Raw genomic sequence first — 16,935 nt, forward strand, 5'->3', positions numbered from 1 at the left:
GGAAGAAAAGAGTTATCAGGCCGGAACATGAATCTAAAACGGCAAAAAAAGTAACTAACGTTGAAGGAAAATGTAGCTATAGATGGAGGAAAAGTAATTATCGTGCAGGGACTTAAAGCTATAGGCTGGAAAAACTAACTATAGCTACAAAAAAGTAACTAAAACCGGAAAATGTAGCTATTACAGAAGAAAAAGTACTTATTACCTGCGAACAGCATGCGGTAAAACGGTGGATAAAGGTTTTGAGAAAAATCTGTTCTTCTTACCGGAAAATTTTTGTTCTTTGCAGAGTAAACCACAGAATTATGACAAATGTGCTGGTAAGTTATCTGCTGCAACATAAAAGCATCAGCATACCTGGGCTGGGATCGATGTATATTGAGCGTATTCCGGCACAAACCGATTTTGTGAACCGTCGTATTCTTCCGCCTGATTATCATTTCAGATTCGATAAATATTTTGATGCGCCCGATAAGGATTTTTTCACCTATCTGGCCAAACAACAAAACATAGCCGATTACGAAGCCATTAAATGGTATAACGAATGGGCATATGAACTGCGCAGTAAATTGCGCGAAGGGCATGTGGTTGAATGGGAAGGGATCGGTGTATTAAAAAAAGATATATCGGGCGAAATTGTATTTGAATCGGCCGGCCGTATTCCCAGTTTGCAGGAACCAACACTGGCCAACAGAGTTATTCATACCCACACACAGCATACCATGCTGGTAGGCGATACCGAAGTTACCCGCAAAATTTACCCCAACGACAATTCAGTTGAGCAAAATGGCGAGGCGCCTGCCGATGAACAGCCGATGGATTACCCGCCGTACCCGGAGCCTCCTAAGAAAAGATGGTGGTTTTTTGCCCTAATTGTGGCAGCTCTTGCATTGAGCGTTATCTTTTTCAGGTTCTATAAAAACGGACTGTCAACATCGGCTGCCGGAAACCAGCAACGCATTAATGCAGCCCCTTAATTTTTTCTTTTCAGCAAACTGTTTTTCCTTTTCTTTGCGGGTCATAATTACCTGATGTCATCACGCATACATTATACAACCTGCCCTGCCTGCGATTCGAAGAACATTCATCATGTTTTGAGTGCACGCGATTATACCGTTTCGCAACAGGATTTTGAAATATGGCAGTGCAACAGCTGTACACTTCGCTTTACACAGGATATTCCGCAACAGAATGATATCGGCGCGTATTATCAGTCGGAAAATTATATTTCCCATTCCAATACCAGCAAAGGACTGGTTAACCGGTTGTACCACGCAGTTCGGGAACGTTCTTTAAACAATAAAAGAAAACTAATACAATCGCATTTGCGGGCCGAAGGCGGCCAGCCGCCCCGGTTGCTGGATGTGGGCAGTGGCATTGGCGCGTTTATGCACCATATGCGCAACCATGGCTGGCAGGTTGAAGGCGTTGAACCCAGTGAAGTGGCCAGGCAAAATGCCGAGAAACAATTTGGTCTAAAAGTATATCCTTCCGAACATTTTTTTGATGCTTCTTTAGGCAGCTTCGATGTTATAACCATGTGGCATGTACTGGAACATGTGCACCAGTTGCATGAATATTTAAACAGGTTAAAGGAGTTGCTGCGTACACAGGGAACGCTTTTTATTGCAGTGCCCAACTATACCAGTTATGATGCGGCAGCATATGGCAAAACCTGGGCGGCTTATGATGTGCCCAGGCACCTGTATCATTTTTCACCGGAGTCGATGCGTGGGTTGCTCAAAAAACATGGGTTGCAGTTAAAAGCAATTAAGCCTATGTGGTTTGATAGTTTTTATGTGAGTATGCTGAGTGAAAAATATAAAACCGGCAAAGAAAGTGTATTGAAAGGCGGAATAACCGGCGCCCTGTCGAATGCAAATGCCCTGTTCAGCAAAGAACGGTGCAGTTCGCTGATTTATGTGGTAGGTCGTGAATCGTAAAATTTTGCTAAACGCCGAACGCTAAATGCCGAACGCTTAATGCCGAACGCCAAATGCAACGGGCTTAAGCGTATTGCGTTAAGCGTTCTGCGTTTTGCGTTCTGCGTTTTGCGTTCTGCTTTAAGCTTTTTATTGGAACTTAATTTCATACAAATACGGCCATCTTTTACCGGTAATCAACAATTTATTGGTGGCACTGTCGAAGGCAATGCCATTTAAAACATCTGCACCGGAATACGCGGCAGACGCTTCTTTTTGCAGATTGTCTAAATCGAGCTTGCCGGTTACTTTTCCGGTAGCCGGATCGATTTTCAATATGTAGGGCGTTTCCCATTGATTGGCATATATATACCCGTTCACATACTCCAGTTCATTGATGTTGGGAACCGGCCCATTGCTGTCGGTCACACGAAGTATGTTTAATAATTTTAATGAATCAGGGCTTAAATAATACAGGTTGCTGCTGCCGTCGCTCATGATCAGGTGGGCCGAATCGTGGGTTAAGCCCCAGCCTTCTTTTGATGGCAGTTTGAACTCCTGTAATTTTTTAAATGTATTGGCATCGTATACAAAACCAACCTGGCTTACCCAGGTTAAGTGATACAGTTTATCGTTGAAAAAGGTAATGCCTTCTCCAAAGTACTTCGCCTTATCGAGCTTCACTTTTGTGGTAACCTTACCAGATGTAAGATCGGCAATACCCAGTTCAGAAGGGTAGGGGCTTTCATCGGCATTGCCTCCCGAACTTTCGAACAGTTGTCCCTTATGAAATTCAAGTCCTTCGGTAAAGTACGTTGTGTCGTGCGGATATTTGTTCACCACAGCATATTGAATGGCGGGCGCAGCTGTTACCTCCGGTTTATTGGCGGCATCGTCATTGGCAGGTGTACCGGTATCATTACAGGCTGCCACCAGGGTAAAAATTACTATCGCTGCAAAATGTACTTTCTTCATAATTAATGCTGTAAGCTATCAAAAATACGATTTGGAAATGCAGCAAAGCTAAAAGAATAACTTAATTTTTCATATGGCCGGTATGTGGCTGGTAAATAAAAAATTATCAGCCTGGTTAAGCGCTTGCCGCGCCATTTAAGCATAGTGTAAAACTTGAAATGACAGGATTTTGTTATTTTGAAAATTTTTATTTACTTACAGCTGCTTATCGCCTGAACACCACTCGCCTGTAATATCGTATCCCTTTGATTCTTCGTTTTGAGTGGCTCATTGTATAAGTTTTAATTTTCCTTTTTTACTATTTGAATTCGGTATCATCGGCCTTTCCTCCCCGGTTTTTATTTCCAATATCATTCTTAACCCCTCCTTTACCTGTAGAATGCAATATGCATTGGCAGGATCATCTTCACCACCCCTGAACTTATTTGTTTGCGATATGGGAGAACTGCCAGTGCTTTTTAAAACATTACATAAGCAGGTATAACAATCTGATGTTGGGTTTATGTGACTTTCGTTTTTTTGAATGTAATGAACCCCCCACTACTTTTACATAGAATTTATCGAAAGACCTTTATACGTTAACCAATCAACTTTACACTTATGAGTAAGCCTTCTTCACGCCTGGTTACATCAAATATGATCCTATTAAGCACAATGGCCTGCACGGATATCGGTTAAATCAACACGCTTATTGGCTAAACTGCGCGAATTTTAAATTTTCCTGTAATTGTATAATAAACTTGATAATTTTAACTGCACGTTAGGATTGACTGTTCATGAGAAGCCTTTAGCACTTTAAACAATAACAACCAAAACCGACCTAAAATGCCTCCTCAATTATTGTTTTCCCTGGTTACACCAGACCGTTACAGTTGTGTTCGCACCTTAATACCAACAGATGTAATTGCCGGTAACTTTTCTTCCTTCTTTACCCGGGCTCATACTATTATAATGAGCTTTCATTGCCTGTTTACAAAAATGGAATCCTCTGCTATCCGGCATCATATCGGATTGCAGGATTAGTAAGACAATTTCAAAATAACTTTTTCAGGAAAACAAAGCTGCGCTCACTGTGCGATATGTTTATGTATCAGCATGGGAGTGAACGGCAATGCCTTTTATTGCTATAAAAATAATATTGATAATTAAGACACCGACCAAAACCATTTTCAGATGAGAATTTATAAAACTCTTTTAATCCCGGCTTGCATTTTTATTATGACGCAATCTGTTCGGGCTCAACAATGGGAGTATGAATATTGGAATGGAACAGCCTATTATAACTATGGAAACGTGGCTATTAATAATGGTTATTTAGGGATTGGAATCCAATATCCTTCTTATCCAATAACCTTAAATCAATTGGGTCCTTCATGGAATTCATTTGGCGTAACGAAGTATTCGAATATTATGGTAAATGCAGGAAATTATACGGGTGCGGGAATAGCCATTTCGGATGATGGAGGTTTTTTTGACTGGAACGATAATTGGGTTACCTATGAACCGCTGGGCGATGGAGGAAGAGGACTCAGAGTAAGCAGAAGCAATTTTGTCGTTGATAATAGTATTGGTGTTGGTACAACCAACCCTGCTTCCAGATTACATGTTGTAGGTGGGCACATAGCTGCTTCAACAGATGACGCATTGGGCGGATTTGTAGAACTATGGACCGATAATGCGCTTATGTGGAAAAACGGTAATCAGAATAGCGGGCTGCGCTTCGGTTCCTGTACTGATTTGAATGCAGGTAACTGGTCAGAAAAGATGCGGCTTACAGATGCAGGAAATCTGGGTATTGGCACAGGAAGTCCTGGTAGCAGACTGCATGTGGAAGGAACCGGATTTTTTAACGGTGACCTTTCATTAGGAGCCCAGGATGATAATGTGGGTTATGGGAAAAGAATTGGTTTTGGGTATAATTCCAACTCAGACCCGATGTGGATTGGTCGCTATAACGTTGCCGGCGACATAAGTGAATTGCGCATGAATATCGGTGATGCTGCTGATCCCGCAGACCGGTTAGTTATAGGTTTCCAGGCTTTTTGGGATCAAAGCTGGCATCCTGCTATGAATGTTGGCGCGGATGGCAAGGTTGGCATAGGAACAGATAAAACAAATGATAGCAGATTTCAGCTTTTTGTTGAAAGCGGCATCCGTACCCGTAAGGTTAGAGTAGACACTGATACATGGCCTGATTACGTTTTTCACGCCAGCTACCATTTACCCGGGCTGAATGAAGTAGAAAAATACATTCAGGAATACCATCACTTGCCGGATGTTCCGTCGGCAGATGAAGTACAAAAAGATGGAATCGACCTTGGAGAGAACCAGGCAATCCTGTTAAAAAAGGTCGAAGAGCTTACCTTATATGTGATTGAACAAAATAAAAAGCTCGAAGTACAGAATAAATCCCAGCAAACTTATAACGAACAGTTCCAGGAACTGAAAAGCCAGGTAAATAAATTACAGGAAGAAAACAGGCAACTGAAAGAATTATTGAAAGCAGTAGCTGAACTTAAAGACAAGCACTAACACCTGCATACATATTAGACATTTCCGCTTTGATATTCAAACGCGATCTATGAATTTTATTCCACAGAGATTATATCGTGTGGCATGCATAATGCTACTGACCAACCTGGTTATTGAATCTGCTTTTACGCAGCAAAATCAACCGCTGTCTGCAGATACCCTGAAATCAAAAATTAACAGCCAGGTCAAAAGTGAAGTAGCGGAGCTGAAACAGCGAATGCACCTGCGAACAGATACTTTGTTGCCCTTAAAACAAATTACTGATGCAAAGGGAGCATGGAATGATCTTTTAAATGACCAGCGAAATATTCAGCAACAGCTAATTTCTAAAATTGCATTGTTTGATGATAATAAGTTTGTGAAGCCTGGTCATATTAGTGCAGATTTTGAGTATACCTATCTACGTGATACTTCTGGTGCAGAGCTGGGTTTATTAAATAGTTTGAATAATGTATACAGTTATAATGTTAGTGCGGGCATTTCTCTGTTTGAATTACCTGTTAACTTTTCATTCAAAGGAATGAACGGCATGTATACTTCTGATTACACATCTTTCAATAAACTGCTAAAGTTCAACTTCGACCATAAAAAGTATGTAGAAACTATTCAAAGCAAAGTAGCTGAAAAATTGAACCCCGATGCGGTTACTGCTTTAACGATGAACCGGATTAATGCTATAAAAGGCAACTATGAAAAAGCGTTACAGAAAGAAATAGCTGCACTACAAAGTGAGTATGCTCAAAAATATAAGTCGGCTGTTCAATTGCCCGAAGGAGTTACTGACCTGTCTAAAACCGATCTTTCTGTTTTAAAGAGCAGATTGTTGTCTGAGGCGAACACTACTTCTGCGGCTATGAAGGATTCTGTGTTAGCCGGAAATCCGGCTCATGAAAAAAAGCTGGAGCTGTTGGAGAAAATTTATCAGAAAATAGTGGCGGGTAAAGACCGGTTCGAGAACAACAAAATAGTAAAACAGCTGAAGTCGAATTTGCCATTCACGCGCGACAGCTACAAATCATATTTAAAACAACCGGCTAACCTTGAAAAGATTGTAGACGATCATGTTGATTTAAGCGTGGTTCAACGATTGTTTATGAATATGACCAAACTTAACCTTGGCCAGAATGCGGTACAGGACGGCGATTTTTCTTTACAAAATGTTATTAATACAGGGGTAAATACCGGGTTTCAAAATAAGAAAGCAAGCGTTGGATTTATTTATGGAAGAAATAATAATATCAATAACTGGCTGGGGGCGGGGTTGCAAAGTGGTGTAACGAATGAGTATTCCAGTATAGCGGGATTTAAATTAGGTACTGGTACCGGCAGTTCTTCACAACAATCTGTTTCGATTAACTTTTTTGATTTCAGAGATTTTTCGCAATTAAGCGGGCGTGAAATTCCAATGCAGTCGGCTTACATGGCTGTTCCTCAGCGTCGCGACGCTACCATTTCATTTCATTCAGGCTTTGATATTGCACCAAAGCATAAAATAGCAGTAGATGTTTCAAAATCGTTTGGCTCTTACAGCAATAATATGTTATCAGATAGCCAAACGTATAAGTCAAATGCATATAATAGTTTATTGAGCAATGCCGGCAAATCGAATTATGCGGCTATGGTAGATTATTCAGGAGAAATTTTGAACAGCGATGTAAATGTGTTTTTCAAAAAAGTAGGGTTGGGATATAATAACCCCGGCAATATTCTTTTACGTGCCGGTGAAACAAAGGTCGGTTTCGGGTTTACCAAAAAGCTGGTAAATAAAAAAATTACGCTTAAATATAAAATCGACTATAGTAAACGCGATTTTGATCCGTTAAAACAGTATACCCATACTTCGATCAATAATAAAGTGCAGTTGAATTACCGCATCAACAGGAGTAGTCGCGTGGGATTAACCTGGCAAAGAAGCGACCTGCATTCGAAACTTTTTTCAGCGGGAGAAAGTATTGGCAATAATTCCCGCCTTCAGGCCGATGGAACTTATAGTGTACGGGTTTGGGGAAAGAAAATAACAAATAATGCCACCATTAGCCATCAGCGAATGAATGTTCCTGTGCTAATCAATGAGAATTACAAAAGTAATTCAGTCATGGTGATGCACTCTTCGGTAATGCCCATTCATAAAAATCCTTTATCTCTGATGTTGTTATTAAACCGGTCTGATAATAAGGATTACCTATTCAATACATCGATGTTTACATCGGAGGTTAATTATTCTTATCCAATTACACAAACTATTCGATTGGGCAATAGCCTGGGCTACTATGCCAACACAGGATGGAACAGGCAAATAGGCATAAAACAACAGCTGAGCGCTGTAATAATACAAAAGCTGAATATAGATATAGATTTTTCCTATAAAAAAGCGGTTTACACCATACGGCCCGAATTAGCTAACCAGCTGTTTGTGACTGCCGGAATGCACTTTAATTTTTAAATGTAGTTGGGTATGAAACTATTGCTATCAATATGTATGGGGTTATTGCTGGTATGCAACATAACGCAGGCACAGTTTGTATTTTACTTTCAACCCGAAGTATATGGAAGAAGCATTGATGGACTTGGATCATTTCAGGTTCAGAATCTTACAGGATCTCCATTGAAAGGGCAGGTGGTTATTGCGGTTCGTGAAACGGTTAGTAAAACGATGATCGTTACCATTACTACACCGGCTACAAATTTTCAGCCCGGCATGACTAATTTTTCAAGAAGTGTTTTTGCGGGTAGTTTTTTTAAGTTTTCGTCTAATGCCTACGCCGGCATAGTAAATCAAACTAAAAATTTTCCTCCCGGCCAATATGAATTTTGTTACCGGTTTATAAATGCCGATAAGCAGGCAGATGATTATGAAAATTGCTTTGATGCCGAAATTGTGCCGCTGGTTCCCATATCGCTGATCAATCCTTCGGATGGTGATAAAATTTGCCAGAAGCGGCCTGTGCTAAGCTGGCAACCGCCCATTCCATTTAGTTCGTCAATGCGGTTCAGGTTATTGCTTACCGAAAAGAAGGAAGGCGAATCAATTGAAAATTTATTGGTGAATGCTCCCCTGTTATTGCTTGATAATATTACTACAACCTCTGTAAATTATCCATCGTCGCATCCCGATTTAAAAGAGGGTAAAACGTATTGCTGGCAGGTAATTGCTTATCAGAATAATGTGGTGATGTCGAGGTCTGAAATATGGGAGTTTACTGTTCAGTGTTCTGAGCCAGGTAAACAAATGTCAAACGATAGCTACCGCGAGCTGAAGTTGATGGTAAACGGCAATTATTATATAGCCAACAGAACGCTGAAATTTTCATTCCGGAATAACTACAACATAAAAAAGTTGAGCTATACAATTTATGACCTGGGCAACGGGATGAAAAAAATTAAAGATCTGCCCGATGTGTCATTGGTACCCGGATTAAATAAAATAGATATTGATTTAACGGATATGGATCTGCAGGTTGGCAAACATTATTTGCTGAAGGTATATCCATTTAATGAACCCGATGTGGAAGTTCGGTTTATATACGAAGACAAGGATATTAATTAGCGCTTATTGAAAGTTTATGAAAGAGAAATTGGTTTTGAAATTATCGGTTATAGGCTGGCTGTACACCATCTTCTTTTTACAGGGATGCCATCAACCTGTGCCTGTGAATAAAGATCACTTCAGGCATTTGGCAGAAATTCATAAAAACGGATCGGTGTTGTATGTAGATAAAGTAGATAGCAGGCGGGTGATGAAATCGGATAATTATGGTGCGTTTTCGTCTTTTAAGATTGGATTTATTGATAGTATACCGGTCAATGCAAAAGTGAAAGAGGAGCAAACAGTGTATTATGATTACCGGATGGGTAATGACTGGAAAGCGGTAATTGGCGCCGACTCCATTGCGCCGGTTTATTTTCAGCCGGTGACAGGATTGAATAAAATGATAAAAGAAGCAATACTTGTATTTGAGTTGCCGGCGGGCAAACAACCGGATGCGTTAGTTTATAATGACTCATTCGGCGATTGGCAAAAACAAATCATTGCTTTAAACCAAAACATTAAATAGGTTCAGAGAATGCGTAACAGCACTAAAAAATTAACGGCCTGGTTCTTCCTGATCGTATTTGGAATAGAAACCTTTTACCCCGGGATGGCGTATGCGTTAACCTCCGGCCCGGCACAACCCGAGATGCAAAAGTTTGAGCCGGCGGGAACAAATGACATGGTTGATCTTTTTACCGGTGATCTTAAATATAATATACCGTTGATAGATGTGGGCGGATATCCGGTAAATCTGGCGTATGGCTCAGGGGAGGGGATGGAAGATGAAGCTACCTGGGTGGGTTATGGCTGGACTTTAAATCCGGGAGCTGTTAACAGGAATATGCGAGGGTTGCCGGATGACTTTAACGGCGATAAAGTGACGAAGGATTATTCCCGCAAAGATTTTAAAAAGGTGGGCGGAACGATAATTTTGAAACCTTCTGCGCTGGCATGGGAAAAAGGTAGCGCCAGTATTAAATTAGGCGTTTATAAAGATAACTATTATGGAGTAGGTGCTGAGGTTGGCTTAAGTTTAAGTTATATGTTGGCCCGCAACAAAGTAACAAAGCTCACTGCAGGGTTAAGTGTTAATTCAGATGTTCGGGAAGGCGCAACATTGAGTCCCTCATTATCTTTGGAGCGGGAACATGATTTTGCGCAGGATGAAAATGTAAGAACAATTTCCGGGTCTTTTGCCTATAATACCCGCTCGGGATTGAAATCGGTTTCGCTCGATGCGTCGTTTTCCCCTACAAAACAAGCAGCCTTTATTCCTTCAATGGAGTTTTCTGCTGTCAAATATTTCGGACAAACCTATACGCCTACTTTTACTACCAACACTGCCAACACAGGATTCACTTTTGGATTTGACATTGGACCATCGGTGTTTGGTGGTTATCTGGGTGTGGGGGGGAATGGGTATACCTACAGCGAAAAAATATTACAAAGAAGGGTAACTACTTCTGCCTATGGATATATGAATTATGTCAATGGCCGGAAGAATCCGGATGTGCTGATCGATTATAACCGCGAAAAAGATGGCGTATATATACCTGGTATTCCTGCTTTACCTGTTCCTATTGCAACGCATGATTTTTTTATGGCTACCGGTCAAACCGGTTCTCAACAGTTCAGGCCTTTTTTTGGCGGCAATTATGTAATATTTGATAAAGCCCATTATAATACAACTACCAATACAAAAGCAGGCATCACTATTGGTGCAGGTAATGCATTTAAAGCCGGAGCAAGGGTAGATTATACAAGTGGTAATGCAAGTACCAATAAATGGTCTAAGTACAACTTTTTTCTAAATGAGGGAGAGCCGGGTTTCGATGTTGCATCCAAACCCGATGACGAATCGGTATACTTTAAAGGAACTGGGGAAAATACTAAATCAGATGAGGACTATTTTAATAAAATCGGAGCCGATAAAACTGTTCAGGTATCTATTAATGAAAAAAACCGTACCGGTCCGGTTATAAGAACATTTGAGGACTTTAAAACCCGCGAAGGGCAATATTTACAAATAAGAAATCCGTTAAAAAGAAATAAAAGAGATAAACGCACTTCGTCGATAAGTTATCTGACTGCTGAACAGGCCCGGAAATACGGATTAGATAAAACGATTAATGGAGATAGTGAAAATAATGGAAGAATAACGGATAAACGCAAAGCACATCATATATCGGAAATAACGGTTACTAATGATGAAGGTAAACGCATGGTATATGGCATACCTGTTTATAACCTCGAACAGCAGGAAGTAAGTTTTTCCGTTCAGAATCCTGCCGAATCCGATAAAGAACGTATACGAAGAACAGGCCTGATCGGATATACACCGGGGAGCGAAAATTCATTCGGTAATCAGAAAGGAAGAGCTAATTTATTTTCAAGGGATATATTGCCACCCTATGCCACCTCCTTTTTGCTAACCGGTATTTTGTCGCCCGATTACGTAGATGTAAAAAATGACGGCATTTCGGATGATGATTATGGTACCGCAATAAAATTTAATTATGCCAAACATGTAGTAAAGGTTAACAATCAGGAAGTGCCCTATCAGTGGAGAGCGCCGTATGCAGCTAATATGGCGAATTACAACGAAGGATTTATCAGCGACCCCAAGGATGATATAGCGAATTATGTATATGGTAAAAAGGAGTTATGGTACTTAAGTTCCATTGAAAGCAAAACAATGATTGCTTTTTTTCAAACATCTGACCGCGAAGACGGTTTGGGTGTGGCAGGAGAGAATGGCGGACAAAGCACTACAATAAAGCAGAAAAAGCTGGATAAAATAACACTGTATTCAAAAGCTGATTGGCTAAAAAACGGAACCAATGCAGTACCAGTAAAAGTGGTTCATTTCGAATATGACTACTCCATTCATCCGGGCGTTCCCAATAATACAGGAGCAGGCGTTGATGTAAATGGTGCCGCGGTAAATCCTGCTTCACAGGCAAATGTCAATAAAGACAAAGGAAAGCTTACTTTAAAAAAAGTATACTTTACTTTCGGTAACAATACCAGAGGACAGTCGAACCCATACGAATTTTCATACGACCTGCGCAAGGTGGCAGATGTGTTTCCTTCGCTGCCCGTTCCTTATAACGATCCGAACAATGCAGAATCAAAAAATCAGTATGCCGAACGTCAAACCGACCGGTGGGGTACCTATAGGCCAACCTGGTACAATCATTTAACCGGCACTGCAACAGATGGTAAACTGAATAATGGTGAGTTCCCTTATGCTATTCAGGAAAACGATAACGTTGCTTATAATGAACGCGATCTGGCCAATTTATTTGCTTCAAAATGGCAATTGAATAAAATAATAACGCCAACGGGCAGTACTATCAATATACAATACGAGGCAGATGATTATGGGTACGTACAAAACCGGAAGGCTATGCAAATGTGTTATGTTACAGGCGTTGGCAACAGCGCCGGTAACAACACGGATATGAAAGGATCATCGGGATTTACGGTGGAGCTTCCTGTACCTGCCGCCAATACCGATGATTTTAAAAAGAAATACCTGAAAGGGCCGGATGGACAGACTGTAAACAATATATACTATAAAATCTACACAGATATTGATAATCGCGGGCATTGGGAATATGTGCAGGGATATGCTGAAATAGACGAGGGCAACTGCGTGCTGAATGGCGGCGGCCAAACAGCCTTTGTTGCACTTAAAAAGATAAACAATAAATACAACCCGGTAACGAAGGCTTCGTGGCAAATGATAAAAAATGATTTGCCCCAATATGCCTACGATAATTATGATAATTCAGATGTACGTTTTGGCCAGGCCGCGATAAAATCCCTTGTTCAGTCAGTCATTAACATGAGGGAGTTTTTTCAACCTTTTGAAAAAATGGCATTCAATAAAAATTTTGCCAATACCATTGATTTGTCGAAAAGCATGATCCGGCTGTATAATCCGAAGTATAATAAAATAGGCGGAGGGAGCCGTGTTAAAAAAATAATGATTGAAGATGCCTGGAACGATATGTCGCACCAGACCGGTAAAACAGCTAAGTATGGACAGGAATATGATTATTCTTTAAAAACTTCGACAGGAGATGTTATTTCATCGGGCGTTGCTGCTTATGAGCCGCAGATAGGCAATGAGGAAAATCCATTTCATGAGCCCATTCCCTATACCGAAAAAGTTCATTGGGCGCCCGATAAGCACCATTTCGTTGAAAGGCCTTTTTGTGAAACGTATTTTCCGGCTGCTTCGGTAGGGTATAGCAAAGTAACTGTTACCAATTTTGGCGATAACTATGCGCAGGGGGGCGCGCTTGATAAATTTACAGGTTATACCGAGGCTGAGTTTTATACCGCCAAAGATTTTCCAACTGTGGTAGATAACCTGCCATTACAGCCAACAAAGTATGAAAACAGCCTGCTGGTTAGATTATTTACATCAACCGCAATAAACCGGTTAGTTACATCGCAGGGATTTAAAATCGAGTTGAACGATATGCATGGGAAATCGAAATCGGTAAAAGTGTTCGATAAGGCCGGTACCGAAATTTCTTCAACCGAAAGTTTTTACAACGTAGCAGATGAAAATGCACAGGAAAAGCAATTAAATAATTATGTAGATATATTACAGGAGGGGGAGGCAGGAAAAATTCAAACCGCGTTGATGGGAACTGATGTGGATATGACCACCGATGTGCGTGAAAGTATCAGCGAAAGTGTGGGTGCAAGCATTGGCGCTTATGGCGGGATGATGGTTGTTACTATCTGGCCTGTTCCTTATGTGGCAGTCAATTATGGCTACAGCATAACCAGAAGTACATACAATTCCGTTTCACAGGTTAAAGTCATTCATAAATACGGTATTCTCAAAAAGGTACGCACTACGAAACATGGTTCTTCTATTACGTCGGAAAATCTGTTATGGGATGGAGAAACAGGGTCCGTACTTTTAACCAGAACCCAAAATGAGTTTAATGATTATACGTACGCCTTTAATTACCCGGCTTACCTGGCCGAAGGGCATGAAGGTATGGGCGCAGCGTATAAAAATATTGGCGCTGTATTTACTGATTTAAATACCGGAACCAACGGTGTTATTCCAACGGCCTATACATCCTATGTATTTCCGGGCGATGAACTGGTGTCGGCCGATGGTAATCAAAAGGGCTGGGTGCTTAAATCGGGCGACAATATATTACGTTTCATTGATGCCGATGGTAATCTGATTTCGACCAGTGGAAAATATATCGTATTCCGTTCGGGCAGGCGCAACCTTACCGGGGCAGGAGTGGGTAGCATTGTATGTATGAATAATCCGATTGTTGAATCGGGGTTAGGTAAAATATTACAATTCAGTGTTGCCAATAAAATACTCGATGCAAAAGCGGTGTTGTACAGCAATGAATGGGGAGTGCCGGTGCCCAACAAATCGTATACCGAAGTAAGTTGCAGGCCGCCGGTTTATCCGGACATTGAGACATTAGGTAATTATTTTATCGACAATGTTTCACCACCATACTGCAATGATTATTTTTCTGCAGTGGTAGAAACCAGCAGCAACAGATTGGGCAGAGGTTTCTTAAATTTTGCAACTCCTTATCTTCCCACAGGGGCAACTATTACGTCGGCAACGCTTACATTGTATAAGCTCCCCTTAAGTTTGGCGGCACCGGCCAATATTAAGCGTGTAACTCAATATGTATTGTGCCAGGACCTTAATTGGAACAATCAACCCGCTGTTACGGATGCAAATCAGGTGCAGGTGGTTTCAAGTATTTTAAGTTCTTCTGTTACGGTTGATGTTACGGGTATGTTGAACGACTGGCACCAAAATATGAATGAGCCGTTTAGTATAAGACTTAGTTTGCAAAACGAATCTGCAGATGGTCATGCGATTTATTATGGCATTAATGGCGAATCTACCGGTAAGCAGCCTGTTCTGAACATTTGCTATAGCGTAAACCATGATTGCGTCGACCCGGTTAATCAAATGATAAACCCGTATGCGCAGGGTGTCTTAGGCAACTGGAGGCCAAAACAAAATTTTGCATATACTGTTAACAGGGAACAGAAAGCCGGGCTTTCCAGCCTCGTTGGAGGAACGAATATTCGTACTTCCGGTGCTTATGCATCATTTAATCCTTTCTGGACATTCCAGCCGGGCACTTTGCATACCAGTGTTAATCCGGCCGATGTGAATGAGCGTTGGGTATGGGCGAATAAATCGGTTTATTATGATGAGAAGGGAAACGAAGTAGAAAGTGTATTGCCAATAAACCGCGACCGCCAGGGAAATATCATTGATCTCTCTTCGCAGGCTGCATACAGGTATAGTGCTGCTTTATTTGGGTATCGTCAATCGGTAGCAACTGCAGTTGGAGCCAATGCCCGCCGCAATGAAATAGCTTTTGATGGGTTTGAAGATTATTATTTCTACTTAGGTGGTACAGATGCAAGCTGCCCGCTTGCCCGTCATTTCGACTGGGGACTTAGATATCAACAACCAGGTGCTACCTGGTGCAGTTCTTCGGGGTGTTTAGTTACTAATAGAGCACATACCGGTAAATATAGTTATAAGTTTAGCGGTAATGTGAGTATCTACAAACAGGGAGGCAACGCAGCACCACCAGCCATTTCTCCGCTCACATATGATAATGCAGGGCGTGCCATATTAGCAACCAATGAATTGGCAAAAGGCTTCGCTCCGGTAAGTGGTAAAAAGTATCTGCTTAGTATGTGGGTGTATGACAGTAGTCTGCAATCGAATAAAATAAGCGGATTAACGGTTGCGATAAACGGCCAGGATCAGCAGGTGAACACTATTGTAGTACCTGTAGTAGAAGGATGGAAACGGCTCGATCTGCCTTTTACAGCCGGTTCATTTTTCTCCCTGAATTTAAACGGCTCTAATATCTATATAGATGACGTGCGTATTCTTCCTTTCGACGGACAGATGAATTCATATGTATATGACGACCGTTCAATGCGGCTTATGGCGCAACTCGACGAAAACAACTTTGCTGCTTTTTATGAATACGATGATGAAGGCACGCTGATCAGAGTAAAGAAGGAAACGGAACGTGGTATTATGACGCTGAAAGAAAACAGGCAGTCATTCAGGCAAAGATGAGTTGATAAGTTCATAAGATAAAAAGGTTAATCAGTTAATAAGTTCAACATGATGAGCACCAAAAAGAAAATAATTATTCCACTCATAGTGGTGTTATTGATGATCACCGGGCTGGCGATCGCCGGTTCATGGCGAGGCTGGTTTGTAAGAACAACTGAAGAACGTAATGATCTTCCCGACCCCAAAGAAGAGTTCAGCCGTTTGTACGAACGTTACTCGAAAAAAGACACTTCTATGGCTTTAGGTGGTACAATTACCTTGTACGATGGTGAAAATAAAGGCACCGTAAAGGAAAAAACTACCTTCCGGTATATAAAACAAAACGATCAGTTTTATTCGCAGTTCAGCTACCTGCAATCGGTTTATAATGGATCGGTACTCGTACAACTCGATACGGTTAACCAGGTGATTATAGTGTCGGATCAATTGGCCGACATGACGGGTAATGGCGGCCCCGCACAGCCATCAATAGATATGCTGTTTGATGAAAAGGCCGATTTTAAAATAACCGGAAAGGTTACACAGGATAAAAACAGTAATGACCGTACGATGTCGTTCAAAAGCGATTTTAATCCTGATATCAAAAGTTATAGTGTTACGTACGATCCGACAACTTACCGCATAAAACATGCAGTTATTCAATGGTGGAAGGATGCAATGGTAACCGACACCACTGCAGCAAATCGTGTTTGGATAAGCCACATTGATTATCAGCCGTTGGCTGTAAACGATTTTAATCCGGACGAATTGATCAATAAGATCATTACCATTAAAAATGACCAGGTTGAGCCTGCATTGAAATATCAGGGCTATCAGGTACATATAACTAATCCCCAACAGTAAGCCTT

10 protein-coding genes are annotated in these 16,935 nt (G+C 41.1%); 9 read left to right on the top strand and 1 reads right to left on the bottom strand.

Features of this window, described 5'->3' with window-relative positions; all coding sequences use genetic code 11:
* Positions 1–305 precede the first annotated feature (305 nt).
* The gene (locus AC59IL_RS24220; protein WP_496554784.1) at positions 306–977 is read left to right on the top strand and encodes a hypothetical protein; all 672 of its coding nucleotides are present in this window, start codon (positions 306–308) and stop codon (positions 975–977) included.
* 54 nt (positions 978–1,031) lie between these two features.
* A complete protein-coding gene (locus AC59IL_RS24225) occupies positions 1,032–1,943 on the top strand; it encodes a class I SAM-dependent methyltransferase (protein WP_496554785.1) in 912 nt (303 codons plus the stop codon).
* Positions 1,944–2,072: 129 nt separating this feature from the next.
* On the opposite strand, the gene AC59IL_RS24230 is transcribed toward AC59IL_RS24225, so the two are convergent.
* A complete protein-coding gene (locus AC59IL_RS24230; RefSeq protein WP_496554786.1) occupies positions 2,073–2,897 on the bottom strand; it encodes a glutaminyl-peptide cyclotransferase in 825 nt (274 codons plus the stop codon).
* An 825-nt stretch (positions 2,898–3,722) separates the two neighbouring features.
* Between AC59IL_RS24230 and AC59IL_RS24235 the strand changes: the two genes are divergently transcribed.
* From AC59IL_RS24235 to AC59IL_RS24265, 7 genes are all read left to right on the top strand, one after another.
* A complete protein-coding gene (locus tag AC59IL_RS24235) occupies positions 3,723–3,920 on the top strand; it encodes a hypothetical protein (protein WP_496554787.1) in 198 nt (65 codons plus the stop codon).
* Positions 3,921–4,070: 150 nt separating this feature from the next.
* Positions 4,071–5,429, top strand: coding sequence for a hypothetical protein (locus AC59IL_RS24240; RefSeq protein WP_496554788.1), 1,359 nt, complete (start codon positions 4,071–4,073; stop codon positions 5,427–5,429).
* A gap of 49 nt (positions 5,430–5,478) precedes the next feature.
* On the top strand, positions 5,479–7,872 hold the full coding sequence (locus tag AC59IL_RS24245; protein ID WP_496554789.1) for an ATP synthase subunit B family protein: 2,394 nt from the start codon (positions 5,479–5,481) through the stop codon (positions 7,870–7,872).
* Positions 7,873–7,884: 12 nt separating this feature from the next.
* On the top strand, positions 7,885–8,976 hold the full coding sequence (locus tag AC59IL_RS24250) for a hypothetical protein (protein WP_496554790.1): 1,092 nt from the start codon (positions 7,885–7,887) through the stop codon (positions 8,974–8,976).
* Positions 8,977–8,992: 16 nt separating this feature from the next.
* Entirely contained in the window at positions 8,993–9,484 is a 492-nt protein-coding gene (locus AC59IL_RS24255; protein WP_496554791.1) for a hypothetical protein, read from the top strand.
* Positions 9,485–9,493: 9 nt separating this feature from the next.
* The gene (locus AC59IL_RS24260) at positions 9,494–16,087 is read left to right on the top strand and encodes a DNRLRE domain-containing protein (protein WP_496554792.1); all 6,594 of its coding nucleotides are present in this window, start codon (positions 9,494–9,496) and stop codon (positions 16,085–16,087) included.
* 48 nt (positions 16,088–16,135) lie between these two features.
* Positions 16,136–16,930 carry a hypothetical protein gene (locus AC59IL_RS24265; RefSeq protein WP_496554793.1) on the top strand — a complete coding sequence of 265 codons (795 nt, stop codon included), beginning with the start codon at positions 16,136–16,138 and terminating at the stop codon, positions 16,928–16,930.
* Positions 16,931–16,935 lie beyond the last annotated feature (5 nt).

The organism is Niastella sp. sgz303648 (assembly GCF_059587045.1).

Excerpts from the sequence above, each read along its gene's own strand:
- AC59IL_RS24230 (WP_496554786.1), bottom strand. The coding sequence starts at position 2,897 with ATGAAGAAAGTACATTTTGCAGCGATAGTAATTTTTACCCTGGTGGCA.
- AC59IL_RS24245 (WP_496554789.1), top strand. The coding sequence starts at position 5,479 with ATGAATTTTATTCCACAGAGATTATATCGTGTGGCATGCATAATGCTA.
- AC59IL_RS24235 (WP_496554787.1), top strand. The coding sequence starts at position 3,723 with ATGCCTCCTCAATTATTGTTTTCCCTGGTTACACCAGACCGTTACAGT.
- AC59IL_RS24250 (WP_496554790.1), top strand. The coding sequence starts at position 7,885 with ATGAAACTATTGCTATCAATATGTATGGGGTTATTGCTGGTATGCAAC.
- AC59IL_RS24240 (WP_496554788.1), top strand. The coding sequence starts at position 4,071 with ATGAGAATTTATAAAACTCTTTTAATCCCGGCTTGCATTTTTATTATG.
- AC59IL_RS24220 (WP_496554784.1), top strand. The coding sequence starts at position 306 with ATGACAAATGTGCTGGTAAGTTATCTGCTGCAACATAAAAGCATCAGC.
- AC59IL_RS24255 (WP_496554791.1), top strand. The coding sequence starts at position 8,993 with ATGAAAGAGAAATTGGTTTTGAAATTATCGGTTATAGGCTGGCTGTAC.
- AC59IL_RS24225 (WP_496554785.1), top strand. The coding sequence starts at position 1,032 with ATGTCATCACGCATACATTATACAACCTGCCCTGCCTGCGATTCGAAG.
- AC59IL_RS24265 (WP_496554793.1), top strand. The coding sequence starts at position 16,136 with ATGATGAGCACCAAAAAGAAAATAATTATTCCACTCATAGTGGTGTTA.
- AC59IL_RS24260 (WP_496554792.1), top strand. The coding sequence starts at position 9,494 with ATGCGTAACAGCACTAAAAAATTAACGGCCTGGTTCTTCCTGATCGTA.